Raw genomic sequence first — 12559 nt, forward strand, 5'->3', positions numbered from 1 at the left:
TGCGATAACAGCGCTCTCGGAGTGCCACTGACGGGGCCAAGGTCCCAGCGTTCGACCTTTGTGCGAAATATCCGTTTCGAGATGAGATCATATGAATACCTGAATAGGTGAACAGATGTTTTCGGACACCTGTCCACCAAGGAAAGGACACCCGTGAAACTCCACAAACCAGGCGTTCTGACGCTCACCGCAACCGCCGCAATCGGCGCACTTCTGATCACGTCGTGCAGTAGCCCGACTGGCACCGACTCATCGGGCAACGACAACGGCCTGGTCCTGGCCGACGGCTACGAATTGGGCGGCTACAACCCGGTCGCAGGTTTCGGCGCCGCCGGTGAAGCCAAGATGTACGACGGTCTCGTCCGGCTCACCGGAGGCACCGGCATGCCGGGATTCGAGCCGTCTCTGGCGGCGGAGATGCCCACTGCCAACGCCGACGCGACAGTCTGGACGGTCAAACTCCGCGACGGGGTCACCTTCTCCGACGGATCGACCTTCGACGCCGCCGACGTGGTTGCCACGTACAAGGCGATCCTCGATCCCGCTTCCGCCTCCGAAGCGCGGTCGTCGTACGACATGATCAGCGACGTCGTGGCCGTCGACGACAGCACAGTCGAGTTCCGCCTCGCCTACTCGTATGCGCCGCTGCTGACGAAAATGCTGATCGGCATGGTTCCGTCGGAATCCCTCGCGACACCCGGGCTTGCCGCCGAGTCGCCGTTGAACACCGCGCCCGTCGGTACCGGTCCCTACACACTCGTCGACCTCTCACCGGATCGAGCGGTCTTCGAGGCGAACGAGAACTACTGGGACGGTGCACCGGAGATCAAGAAACTCACTCTCCTCTACGTTCCTGACGACAACACCCGAGCCCAGCGCATGGTGTCCGGCGAGATCGACGGCACCAATCTCCCTCCACTGCTTGCCAATACGTTTTCGGGCAAAGACAACATGTCCGTGACGGCCCACCAGTCAGCAGACTGGCGCGGCCTCTCACTCCCGACGAACAATCCCGTGGCAGGCGACAAAGCCGTGCGGATGGCACTCAATCTCGCCGCCAACCGCCAGTCGATGATCGACAACGTCCTGGGCGGACACGGCCGCGTTGCCGCCACTCCGATCCCCGAGGTGTACGGCGACTCGTACAACCCGAACGCAACCTTCGCCTACGACCCGACCGAGGCCGAGCGAATTCTGACCGAAGCGGGCTGGATAGAAGGCGCCGACGGAATCCGTTCGAAAGACGGTCAGCGGGCGCAGTTCACGATCATGTACAACTCCGTCGACACCGTTCGACGTGATCTTGCTCAGGCATTTGCCTCCGACGCCCTTGCTGTCGGCATCGAGGTGGATCTCGAGGCGCTCTCCTGGGACCGCATAGACCCTCGAATCAACCAGGATTCGACGCTTCTCGGTGGCGGAGACGAGCCTTTCGACCCCGACACGCAGGCGTACGACGCGCTGAACTCGAAGTACATCGCGCCCGGGGTCGGCAGCATCTACGACAACGCCAGCGACTACTCCAATCCAGCAGTCGACGCGGGGTTGGAAGTAGGACGCCGCAGCCTCGACCAGGCAACGCGTGACGCCGCGTATCGCGACGTTCAGCAGGCGTACGTCGAGGATCCCGGATTTGTCATCCTCGTGTTCCTCGACCATACGTACGTTTCGAAGGATTCCGACTGGCAGATGTCCGGGCCGGTACTCGAACCACACTCACACGGTGTGACCTGGGGTCCGTGGTGGTCACTGCAGACGTGGGCCAGAGGGCAATGACAGCGGTCGACGTTCGGGCAGACACGCGGCCGACGCAGGGCCACCGTGACAACTCCCGCCGAAAGGCCATCCTCACGATGGTCGGTCGGCGGGTGTTGTTCATCGTGCCGGTGATCGTCGTGGTGTCCGCGGGACTCTTTGCTGCCGCTGCGATTTCACCGTTCGATCCGTTGGTCGGCTATCTCGGCACGCGATACATGACGACCAGCGACGCGGACAAAGCGCTGATCGCCGACCAGATGGGTTTCGACAACCCCTGGTACAGCACGTATTGGAATTGGCTCCAGGGAGTATTCACCGGCGATCTCGGGATTTCCAGATCGTTCAATCAACCTGTTTCCCAAGTCATCTCCGAACGTCTGCCATGGACCCTGCTGCTGGTAGGCATCTCACTTCTCATTGCGATTCTCGCCTCGCTGGCCCTGGGTGTTCTCGCCGGAATCCACAGTGGAGGATTCCTGGACAAGACCGTGTCAGGGCTGAGCGTCGTCGTCCAAGGCCTTCCGCCGTTCGTCTTGTCTCTGGGGGCAATCGCCCTCTTCGCGTTGACTCTCGGCTGGCTCCCCGTCGCCGGACTGACCGACGGGGGTGTCGATCCCACACCGGGACAGGTGATCCGGCACTTGGTGCTGCCGGTGACGGTCCTCGCCATCTCGCAGATGCCGTGGCTCCTACTCGCGGTCCGAGAATCCGTCGTGGGTTCGAAAAGCGAGGGGTTTGTCGCGGGCGCGGTAGCGCGCGGAATCCCGACGCCGACCATCACGAAACGCCACATACTGCCCACATCGCTGGCACCGTTCGTCAACATCGTCGGCGTGCGGTTGCCCGAACTGATAGTCGGAGCAGTTCTGGTGGAAGAAGTCTTCAGTTGGCCAGGGATTGCCGGGGCCATCGTGTCGTCTGCGCGTGACCTCGACATGGCCCTTCTCGCGTTCCTCACCGTCGGTACGACATTGACGGTCATGCTCGGCTCATTACTTGCCGACGTCCTGGTTGCAGTACTCGACCCGAGAGTGAGTACCGATGGCTGAGCGACGCTTCAAGATCGCCCTCGGCGTGCTGATCCTCGTTGCGCTGTACGCGGCGCTGGTCCCATGGTTGGCCGACGTCGACGACCGAGTCACAGACTTCTCGGCGGCTCGCCTGGCCCCGTCCTTCGATCACCCGTTCGGAACGGACTCGGCAGGACGAGACCTGTTCGTGCGCATAGCTGCAGGGATTCGAACCTCACTTCTCATCGCACTCGCCTGCGCGCTGCTCGCCACGGTGATCGGCGTCGCCGTCGGTACCACGGCCGGACTGGTCGGAGGCTGGGTCGACAGGTTCGTCATGCGCGGCACCGACGCCGTCAACGCTCTCCCCCACCTACTGCTCGGCATCGTCATCGTCGCGATGTTCCGTGGAAGCATCGCCGCCATCGTGCTTTCGATCGCACTGACCCACTGGACCCAAGTGGCCAGGATCATCCGCTCCGAGATCTTGAGTCTTCGCGAACGTCCCTACATCGACGCCACCATTCTCGCGGGGGCAAGTCGACGTCACGTGATCATGCGCCACCTCGTGCCGGCGACGGCGCCGCAGGCCCTGATCGCAGTCGTTCTCCTGCTGCCCCACGCCGTCTGGCACGAATCGACGTTGTCGTTCCTGGGTTTCGGCCTACCCCCGCACAAGCCCAGTCTCGGAACGCTTCTCGAAGAGGCACGCAGTTCTCTGCTCCTCGGCGGTTGGTGGACGCTGGTATTCCCCGCCGCAGTCCTCGTGATCGCCACCGTCGCAGTTGCAGTCGCCGGTTCGGCCCTGCGGTCGATGCTCACGCCCCCTCGACCTTCGGAGCTACGACTGTGAACCCCGGCCTACGCATCGAATCCCTCACCGTCAGGATCCCGCTGCCCGGCGGATCCGTAGTCCACGCTGCGAGCGACATCGACCTCGACGTTCCAGCCGGCACGGTGACCGCGCTGGTCGGCGAATCCGGGTGCGGCAAGTCGATCATCGCCACCGCAGTCATGAACATGTTGCCGCCGAACGCTTCTCGAACCGGAACGGTCACCGTCGGTACCCCGGACGTCGAGATCGACGTCTTCTCCGGCACCCCCTTCCGCGGACGGCACGTGGCTCTCGTTCCACAATCCGCCGCAACACATCTCACCCCCGTCCGGACTGCGAGATCGCAGCTACAGGAGACGATCGACACACTCGGCGGCGATCACACTTGCGACGCCTTGGCACTTCGCGTCGGACTCGACCCGTCGGCCCTGGACTGCTACCCGCACGAACTGTCGGGCGGCATGGCACAACGCGTTGCCATTGCCGGTGCGCTGGCCGGGAATCCGTCGGTGATCGTGGCAGACGAACCTACCGCCAACCTCGACCGGGAACTCACCGACCACGTCATGCGACTACTTCGAGAATGCGCGGACGCCGGGGCGGCGGTCCTGCTCATCACCCATGACCTTGCATCACTTACCCGCAGCGGAGTCGCGGATCGACTTGCCGTCATGTACGCATCACGCATCATGGAAACCGGACCGGCTGCCCTGGTGTTTCAGGATCCACTCCACGACTACACCCGAGACCTTCTCGGCGCCTTACCTTCCCGCGGCTTGCATCCGATACCGGGCTCGCCACCGCAACTCACCGACCTCCCCGACGACTGCGTCTATCACCTACGACGCCCGGAGTCGAAACAGTCCGGCGGCCCGACCGAGTTGGTGACCCTCGGCGAACGCACATACCGAACATTGCGGAGGGTGGGCTGACATGAGTCTGCAAGCTCTGGGAATCACCAGCGGTTACCATCGCAACCGGCCAGTTCTCGAGAACGTCTCGCTCGAGATTCCGCCTGGGAAACTGATCGGCCTGACCGGTCCTTCGGGCACCGGAAAATCTACACTTGCAAGGATTCTCACCTCACTGGACGCGCCGTGGTCAGGCGAAGTGCGGATCGACGGATCGCCCGTTGTGGGTACCAAATTCTCGGTACCCACAGCACTGCGCGGCACGGTGTCCATGCTGTTTCAGTCACCTCGCGCATCAACCGACCCTCGGCAGACGCTCGCCTCGATCATCGGCCAACCCGGTGATATTGCCGGTAGGACAATCGATGTGGCCGCACTGGCAGCAGAAGTGGGCCTCACTCCCGATCTCTTGTCGCGCAGACCGCACCAGGTCAGCGACGGCCAACTGCAGCGCGCCTGCCTGGCGAGATCGCTGGCGCAACAACCGAAATACCTCATCTGCGACGAGGCGACGGCGATGCTCGACGCTGCCACGACGGCCGCGCTCGTTCGGCTGATCGAGAGTCGCGCCACCGAAACCGGCGTCGGCGTACTACTTATCAGCCATGATCGCGAATTACTCGACGCCTGCTGCGACCTGGTCCACGACCTCGACAGTATTAGCGCTTAGCCTCCCCGAAATCCATCCTTGACTCGAACGCATGTTCGAGTATGCTTTGTGTAGGGGATCGGGGGATTCAATGAGTGTTCTGTCATCGGATGTGGTGTCTGGTTCTGCGGTGGGTTTACGCGGACGTCTGTGGCAGTTGACGGCTGCTGAGTTGCGGGCTGCTGCTATCGAGGCGAGTGCGGAGATTCTGCGCCTGGAAGCTGTGCGGGTGGCGGTGGTCGACGAGTTGTCGTTGCGCCCGGATGATCAGGTGATCGCCAGTCGCGGGGTGGGTGCGTGGTTGGCGGCGAACACGATGCTGCAGGTGCGGGACGGGAAGAAGATCGCCGCCCTCGGTGCTGCGCTGCGGCCGTTTCCGGCAGTGGCGGCTCGGTTCGATTGCGGGGATTGTTCGTTCGAGCACGCCGTGTTGATCGTGGCGTTCTGCGAGTCACCGCCGAAGGGGATGCCGGAGGAAGCGCTACCGAAGTGCATCGACTTGTTGTTGGCTGCCGCGTCGGGGGTGGAGGCCACGACGACGAAGGTGCGGAACGTGATCGCGACGTTGGAGCGAATCTTCGAATCCGATGAGATTCCGCCAGCCGAAGACGTCGACCGCAACGAACTCCGCATCGCGTCGACGCTGAATGGTCGGGTGGTGGTGCGTGGCGATTTCGACGCCCTCACCGGCGAAATGCTGCTGTCGGCCCTGTCGAATCTGACGATGCCCACCCCGGCACCCGATGGAACCCCGGATGCCCGGTCGGCGGCGAAGCGGACCGCGGACGGGTTCACCGAACTGATCCGCCGCTACCTGGACTGCGCCAAGACCGGCATGGATGGTGGTCAGCGGCCGCACGTGAACGTGCACATCAACGCCCGGGATCTGGCCGAGCACCGCGACTGCGCAGCATCTTCCGCTGCCACTGATGCCGACGAGGAAGACTCACTTGATCTAGATCTGTCGGATCTCGATGTCGGGCACATGCCCTGGCTCGGACCACTCTCGATCTCGCAAACCAGGCTTCTCGGGTGCGACTGCTTCCTGTCCACTGTCCTACTCGATGATCACGGCGCACCGCTCGATGCGAAACCAGGGAAACGATTGGTCACCGCCGAACAACGCGTCGCCCTGATCGCCCGCGACAAAGGCTGCGCGTTCCCCGGCTGCACGTGTGTGCCCGCCTGGACCGATGCGCACCATATTCGGCACTGGGCCAATGGCGGCCCGACGGTGATGAACAACCTGGTCCTGCTGTGCCGTTCGCATCACCGGTTGATGCACCGCAAATCCGGGTTCGTCGGCAAGTGGGAGATCCGGATCGGGGTCGACAACAAACCCTGGTTCATCCCACCACCCTCGATCGACCCGCAGCGGCACCCGCGGCCGGCGAACACCACCTTCAAAACCTGAGGACAAACCTCGGGCATACAACTTCACGCCAGGTCCGCATCGGNNCCGATGCGGACCTGGCGTGCGTTCATGTTGGTCAGCCTGCAACCGTCAAGTCGTAGAGGGTCACTCCGTCCACCGTTGTGGCGGTGAAGTTTTCGGTCACCCACGTCGAGATGGCTGTAGCGGTGCCTTCGGCGTTCATACCGCCACCCATCCCCCCGCCCGCAATGAAGTAGTGAATCTTGCCCTCTGCCACGTACTGCTGGAACTGCGCGAGCGTCGGGGACGGATCGCTCCCGTTGAAGCCTCCGATAGCCATGACCGGTGACTGCGTCGCAAGCTGATAGCCCGAGGCGCTGTTGGATCCTATTGCCGCGGCGACCCACGTGAACTGGTCGGAGTTCTCTTCGAGTGTGGACACGACCGCAGCTCCCGGTGTGCTGCCCTGAAGCAAACCACCTCCCGCTCCGCCGCCCATTGCGCCGCGTGTTGCGTCAGTGGTCGATGTGGTGCCGCCCGGAACTGTTGCACCCCCTGGTATCTGACCCATTCCCGCAGGCGGCACCCCCATTGTCCCTGTCCCTGTCCCTGCCCCGGTACCGTCCGTCCGGCGGTTACCGCCGTCAGCCATGCCACTGAATCCGCCGAATCCTCCACGACCACCGCCGGGCCCGCCCATTCCACCTTCGACGCTCGGTCCGGCAGAAACTATGGAACCGGTGTGCGGAGTGTTGATCGTGTCGATCGCGTACGCAGTCGGACCCGCCAGACCGGTGAAGATCGCCGCGAGAATCACTGCCGCAGCCAATCGACCTCGCGTCACTGCCGGGATCAGCACTGCCACAGCAGCGACGATGCCGACGACCAGAATCGCCCAGCGAAGCCACGGTACGAACGAAGGCGAGCGTCCGAGCAGTACCCACGCCATCGCAATGGTTGCGGCCAACGACACTGCCAGAACGAGGCGAACCCAGAGAACGTCACGATGACGCCAAGCGAATACGGATCCTGAACCGATCAGTGCGGCGATCGCCGGCGCCAACGCAACCGTGTAGTACGCGTGGAAGATTCCCGCCATGAAACTGAAGGTCAGTCCGGTCACCAACAGCCACAGTCCCCAGACGATGAATGAAGCGCGCTGTGTGTCGACGCGCGGCGCCTTGCCCCGCAGCACGATTCCAGCCACCAGAAGAATCAGTGCGGCAGGAATCAGCCAGGCAATCTGGCCGCCCTGGGCAGATTCGAACAATCGGGTGATGCCGGTACTCCCCCACATTCCACCGCCTGCCCCGCCCCCTGGTGCCATACCTCCCGCTGCCATACCACCTGCGGCCTCGCCCATTCCGGGGAAACCACCGACAGCACCGGTCGCAGCGTCACCAGCACCGCGCATTCCGCCGCCGCCGACGCTTCCGGTCTCGTTGCCGCTCAGGCGTCCGAGTCCGTTGTAGCCGAGCGTCAGTTCGAGAATCGAGTTGTTCTGCGAACCACCGATCCACGGACGTGAGTCGGCCGGCCACAGTTCGACGATTGCCAACCACCATCCGGCGGAGACGATCAGCCCGCCCAGTGCAGCGAACAGTTGAAGTACCCGCTTACCCAGTTTCGGCGGACCGGCGATCAGGTAGGTGAGCGCCAGTGGCGGTACCACCAACATGACCTGTAATTGCTTTGTCAGGAAACCGAATCCACAGAAGACACCGACCAACACGAGCCAGCGGGTGCGACCATCCTGAACCGCGCGCATCATCGCCCACACCGCCGCGATCATCAGGAGCACCAGCAGGGCATCCGGGTTGTTGAACCGGAACATCAGCGCCGCGACGGGAGTGAGAGCAAGAACCAAACCGGCGAGGAGGCCGGCGGCCGCACCGAAGTACCGTCGCACCGTTCCCCACAACAGCGCTACCGACCCGACACCGAGCAACGCCTGCGGCACCAACATCGCCCAGGAATTGAGTCCGAAGATGCGAACCGACAGCGACATCAACCACAGGGACATCGGCGGTTTGTCGACGGTGATCGAGTTGGCGGCGTCCGAGGATCCGAAGAAGAAGGCCTTCCAGGACACCGAACCTGCCTGTACCGCAGCGGCATAGAACGAGTTGGCCCAACCGGATGCGCCGAGACCCCAGATGTAGGCGACTCCGGTGCCCACCAACAGCACTCCGAGCGCCCACGGTTCCCAGCGCGCCTGACGTGGCGGTTCCGGTGCCGGGACCGGTGCGGCCAATCTCTCTGCAGTGGCGGTCATCGATTAGCTCCTACGGGTTGTGCGGTGCGAAACACCCAGCGCAGTGCGATGAATCGACTCACTGTGGCAACAAGATTGGCAATGACGAGTACTGCAAGTTCGACGTGCTTGGACGCGTCAGGCGCCACAACGTCGAGGACGAACAACGATCCGCTGGTGAGCAGTAGACCGAACCCGAACACGAGCAAGCCCTGCATCTGGTGACGGGCGGATCCCTCCGACCCGCGAATCCCGAAGGTGAAGGCTCGATTGGCGGCGGTATTGAACACTGCCGTCACCAGCAATGCGACGGCGTTGGCCCACTGCGCACCCATCACCGAGTGCAGTGCGAGGTAAAGCAGCGCATACGCGAGCGTCGAAATGACTCCCACCACGGCAAAGCGTGAGAGCTGCCCGACCATTCCTCGAGGAACTCCGGGAACCAGTGGTTCACGTCCGAAACTCGCCCTGAGCTCGGCCAGTGGGAGCGAGCCGGTCGACAGTGCTCGTCCGACGCGGACGACACCTTTGAGGTCGGCGACTGCCGTGGCGACGATGTCTACCCGACTGTCCGGGTCGTCCACCCAGTCGACGGGCACCTCGTGAATCCGCATGCCCGCTCGCTCGGCCAACACGAGCAGTTCGGTGTCGAAGAACCACCCGGTGTCCTCCACCAGCGGAAGTAGTTGCCGCGCAACATCGACGCGCATGGCTTTGAATCCGCACTGGGCGTCGGAGAAGCGAGCGTGCAGTGCGCTTCGGAGGATGAGGTTGTAGCTACGCGAGATGAACTCACGCTTGGGGCCGCGCACCACGCGCGACGACCGTGCCAGCCGGGAACCGATGGCGATGTCCGAGTGCCCGGAGAGCAGCGGAGCAATCAACGGCATCAGGGCGTTGAGGTCGGTGGAGAGGTCGACGTCCATGTATGCGACCACGTCCGCGTCGGAGTCGCTCCACACCTGCCGCAATGCTCGGCCGCGACCCTTCGCGTCCAGGTGGACGACCCGGACGTCGTCGAATTCTTCGGCGAGGGAACGTGCGAGCGCCAACGTGCCGTCGACACTGGCGTTGTCCGCGATGGTAATTCGTGCAGAAAATGGCACCTGTGTGCGTAAATGCCGGCGCAGGCGCCGCACGCACGTCTCGAGGCCTGCCTCTTCGTTGTATACCGGGACGACCACGTCCAGCACTACAGTCGTCGCGGAAAGCTCCCCTGCGTCCGTGCTGCCCGCGGTCTGCATGGCTTCTGTCGTCATGCGTCCTAGATTTGTCGGGCCGGCTCCGACGAACCTGCGTCCAGCCTGGGAGTTTCCTGGCAACCGGACGCGGGCTAATCTCGGGGTATGCCTTCAGTCTTCAGCGCCATCATCAACGGGGATCTACCAGGACGTTTCGTGTGGGAGGACGACGACGTTGTCGCGTTCTTGACCATCGCACCGGTCACGCAAGGTCACGTGCTTGTCGTACCGCGCGCCGAGGTCGATCAGTGGCAGGACGTAGATCCTGACCTCTTTGCCAAGGTCACCGCGGTTGCACGCAACCTGGGCCAGGCCGTGAGGAAGGCGTTCGACGCACCTCGGGCCGGTCTCCTCATCGCAGGTCTGGAAGTTCCGCATCTTCACGTTCACGTCTTCCCCGCGTACGACATGGGCAACTTCGACATCAGCGGCGCCGACACTTCGCCGTCACCCGAATCTCTCGACGAGGCACAGACCAAACTCAAGTCGGCACTGCGCGACCTCGGCTTCGAGGCAACCGTCTCGACTCGATGATCGCGTACCTTCGACCGAATTTCGCTGGCCGATAACTGGACTCCCCGCCGCAGCCTCCCCCGGATGTTGCGGCGGTCGCATTTGTCGCTCCTACCGACCGTGACCTGCGATTGCACACCGAACAGTCCGTTTCGCGCTGTCGCGCGAGCACGAGTTTCGCTGCTACCGTGGGGCGCCGGTCCGGGACCTAGGGCCCTAAAACTAGTTCACGTGTTAACAGTCGGAGGACAAGGGAGCAATGCAGGAACGTGCCAAGATCAGTCGCCGACAGATTCTTCAAGGCGCTGCTGATCGGTTCGAAGTCACGGGGTACGGCAGCACGAGCATGAACGACATCGTGTCCGCGGCACGGATGACCAAGGGTGCGGTCTATTTTCACTTCTCGTCCAAAGACGAATTGGCCCAAGCCGTCATGGAAGAGCAACACCAGATCTCGATCTCGGCTTTCTCCGCGGTAGCCGCCACGGGCGCACCGGCACTCGAACAGCTCGTCATGGTGTGCCACGAGATGGGCCGCCAACTCGTCGCGGACTCGATTGTTCGTGCGGGAGTCCGGCTTAACCTCGAATTGGCCTCTGTCGACGGTTCGCAAGGCCCGTACCTCGCGTGGATACGCGACCTTCGAAAACTGGCCGAGGCCGCGAAGCTCGAAGGCGATATCCGCGAAGACGTGGAGCCGGAATCGGTGGGTCGCGTGGTGATCTCGGCGTTCACCGGCGTTCAGCTGGTATCGAACGTACTCACCCGACGAAGCGATTTGAACGATCGGATCGACGAGTTGTTCTCGTTGCTCTTGGCCGGTGTGGTCTCGGACAAGCGCCGCACCGAGGTCGCCGACCTGGTCGGATGCCGCCTCGAAACCTATGCGTCCTGACCCCGGAACACCCTGACAATCGATTGATTCGGCGTATCGGCACCGAACCGTGCGCCAACCTTCGTCGATTCGTACAAGACCCCCCGTCGTCGACTCACTATCGTCAGATCCACGAATAACCCAGATAGACGGATACCGACGAAAGGGCTTCTCGAATGACCGAAACCGCCACGTACGTTGAGAGCGCGCAGCAGGAGATCGCTGCTGTACTGGCCGAAGCGAAGACCGATGCGTTCGTCCACGCACGCGACATCGATTCGGGCGAAGAGTTCGGCTACGGCGCTGACGAGGGTGTCATCCTCGCCTCCGTTTTCAAGATTCCTGTCGTACTGCAGTACGCCCGCGAAGTTGCGGCCGGCACCCTTGATCCGACCGAGCACGCCACCGTGACCGCCGAGTTCCGCTCCGGCGGCATCGGTATCGGCGGTTGCGCCGACGACGTCACGGCCAGTTGGCGAGATCTCGCTCTGCTCATGATGAGCTTCAGCGACAACGCCGCCACCGATTTCCTGTACGAGCGTCTCGGACTCGACAACATCGTCGCGACGCTGCGTGGGCTCGGTTTGGAGAAGACCAACTTGGTTCGTGACTGCCGCGGTCTGTTCAAATCGGTCTACGACGACCTCGGCGTCGACAAGGGCACCTTGCTGGAAATGCCCCCGATCGAAATTCTCCGGACAATTTCCGTCATGGATCCGGCTCGCTCCAACTCCAGCACTCCTCGTGAGATCACAATGTTGCTGGCTGCAATCTGGAAGGACGAAGCAGGGCCCGCCTCAGCCTGTGAAGAAGTCCGAACGATCATGAGCAAGCAGGTCTGGCCACACCGACTTTCGTCCGGGTTCCCCGACGAGGTCACCGTCGCCGCCAAGACCGGAACGCTGGGATTGGTACGAAACGAAGCCGGTGTCGTGGCGTACCCCGACGGCAAGCGTTACGCCGTCGGCGTCTTCACCAAGTCCCACGAACTCACGCATCGCGCCCCGAAGATCGACGCCTCGATCGGAACCGTCGGCCGCATCGCCGTCGAAGCACTCCGCAACAGCTGAGCAGTACCCGCTGACAGAAGTGCGGGTCGCGCTGAGAAATCAGCACGACCCGCACTTTTCGGCTTTCGA

Annotated in this window: 11 protein-coding genes; 9 read left to right on the top strand and 2 right to left on the bottom strand. The window is 62.9% G+C overall.

The annotated features are described in order from the left end of the window. Positions 1-153: 153 nt before the first annotated feature. The 6 genes from DBV08_RS21610 to DBV08_RS21635 all read left to right on the top strand — a co-directional run bounded on the left by DBV08_RS21610 (position 154) and on the right by DBV08_RS21635 (position 6577). Positions 154-1776: an ABC transporter substrate-binding protein gene (locus tag DBV08_RS21610; protein WP_124568793.1), complete on the top strand. Its 1623-nt coding sequence runs from the start codon at positions 154-156 to the stop codon at positions 1774-1776. Further along, complete coding sequence (locus tag DBV08_RS21615; RefSeq protein WP_124569047.1) at positions 1773-2807, top strand: ABC transporter permease; 1035 nt, start codon at positions 1773-1775, stop codon at positions 2805-2807. Before DBV08_RS21610 ends, DBV08_RS21615 begins: the two co-directional genes overlap by 4 nt. Beyond that, positions 2800-3621 carry an ABC transporter permease gene (locus tag DBV08_RS21620; protein WP_124568794.1) on the top strand — a complete coding sequence of 274 codons (822 nt, stop codon included), beginning with the start codon at positions 2800-2802 and terminating at the stop codon, positions 3619-3621. The genes DBV08_RS21615 and DBV08_RS21620 overlap by 8 nt, the downstream gene beginning before the upstream one ends. Beyond that, on the top strand, positions 3618-4535 hold the full coding sequence (locus DBV08_RS21625) for an ABC transporter ATP-binding protein (protein WP_124568795.1): 918 nt from the start codon (positions 3618-3620) through the stop codon (positions 4533-4535). The genes DBV08_RS21620 and DBV08_RS21625 overlap by 4 nt, the downstream gene beginning before the upstream one ends. 1 nt (position 4536) lies before the next feature. Then, positions 4537-5184 (top strand): ABC transporter ATP-binding protein, encoded by a 648-nt coding sequence (locus DBV08_RS21630; RefSeq protein ID WP_124568796.1) that lies wholly within the window; start codon positions 4537-4539, stop codon positions 5182-5184. A gap of 70 nt (positions 5185-5254) precedes the next feature. Continuing rightward, complete coding sequence (locus tag DBV08_RS21635) at positions 5255-6577, top strand: HNH endonuclease signature motif containing protein (protein WP_124568797.1); 1323 nt, start codon at positions 5255-5257, stop codon at positions 6575-6577. A 76-nt stretch (positions 6578-6653) separates the two neighbouring features. Here DBV08_RS21635 and DBV08_RS21640 read toward each other — a convergent pair whose 3' ends face one another. Beyond that, positions 6654-8813, bottom strand: a complete 2160-nt coding sequence (locus tag DBV08_RS21640) for a glycosyltransferase family 39 protein (RefSeq protein ID WP_124568798.1) — start codon at positions 8811-8813, stop codon at positions 6654-6656. Continuing rightward, positions 8810-10051, bottom strand: coding sequence for a glycosyltransferase (locus tag DBV08_RS21645; RefSeq protein ID WP_124568799.1), 1242 nt, complete (start codon positions 10049-10051; stop codon positions 8810-8812). The genes DBV08_RS21640 and DBV08_RS21645 overlap by 4 nt, the downstream gene beginning before the upstream one ends. A gap of 87 nt (positions 10052-10138) precedes the next feature. On the opposite strand from DBV08_RS21645, the gene DBV08_RS21650 reads away from it, so the two are divergent. The 3 genes from DBV08_RS21650 to DBV08_RS21660 all read left to right on the top strand — a co-directional run bounded on the left by DBV08_RS21650 (position 10139) and on the right by DBV08_RS21660 (position 12490). After that, positions 10139-10567: an HIT family protein gene (locus DBV08_RS21650; protein ID WP_095971444.1), complete on the top strand. Its 429-nt coding sequence runs from the start codon at positions 10139-10141 to the stop codon at positions 10565-10567. Between the two features lie 238 nt (positions 10568-10805). Continuing rightward, a complete protein-coding gene (locus DBV08_RS21655) occupies positions 10806-11441 on the top strand; it encodes a ScbR family autoregulator-binding transcription factor (protein ID WP_095971445.1) in 636 nt (211 codons plus the stop codon). Positions 11442-11596: 155 nt separating this feature from the next. Continuing rightward, complete coding sequence (locus DBV08_RS21660) at positions 11597-12490, top strand: serine hydrolase (RefSeq protein WP_124568800.1); 894 nt, start codon at positions 11597-11599, stop codon at positions 12488-12490. Positions 12491-12559: the final 69 nt, after the last annotated feature.

Origin of the sequence: Rhodococcus sp. KBW08 (assembly GCF_003852455.1) — a bacterium.
In the GTDB taxonomy this organism is placed as follows: domain Bacteria; phylum Actinomycetota; class Actinomycetes; order Mycobacteriales; family Mycobacteriaceae; genus Rhodococcus_F; species Rhodococcus_F baikonurensis.

Excerpts from the sequence above, each read along its gene's own strand:
- DBV08_RS21635 (WP_124568797.1), top strand. The coding sequence starts at position 5,255 with ATGAGTGTTCTGTCATCGGATGTGGTGTCTGGTTCTGCGGTGGGTTTA.
- DBV08_RS21645 (WP_124568799.1), bottom strand. The coding sequence starts at position 10,051 with ATGACGACAGAAGCCATGCAGACCGCGGGCAGCACGGACGCAGGGGAG.
- DBV08_RS21640 (WP_124568798.1), bottom strand. The coding sequence starts at position 8,813 with ATGACCGCCACTGCAGAGAGATTGGCCGCACCGGTCCCGGCACCGGAA.
- DBV08_RS21615 (WP_124569047.1), top strand. The coding sequence starts at position 1,773 with ATGACAGCGGTCGACGTTCGGGCAGACACGCGGCCGACGCAGGGCCAC.
- DBV08_RS21650 (WP_095971444.1), top strand. The coding sequence starts at position 10,139 with ATGCCTTCAGTCTTCAGCGCCATCATCAACGGGGATCTACCAGGACGT.
- DBV08_RS21620 (WP_124568794.1), top strand. The coding sequence starts at position 2,800 with ATGGCTGAGCGACGCTTCAAGATCGCCCTCGGCGTGCTGATCCTCGTT.
- DBV08_RS21655 (WP_095971445.1), top strand. The coding sequence starts at position 10,806 with ATGCAGGAACGTGCCAAGATCAGTCGCCGACAGATTCTTCAAGGCGCT.
- DBV08_RS21660 (WP_124568800.1), top strand. The coding sequence starts at position 11,597 with ATGACCGAAACCGCCACGTACGTTGAGAGCGCGCAGCAGGAGATCGCT.
- DBV08_RS21630 (WP_124568796.1), top strand. The coding sequence starts at position 4,537 with ATGAGTCTGCAAGCTCTGGGAATCACCAGCGGTTACCATCGCAACCGG.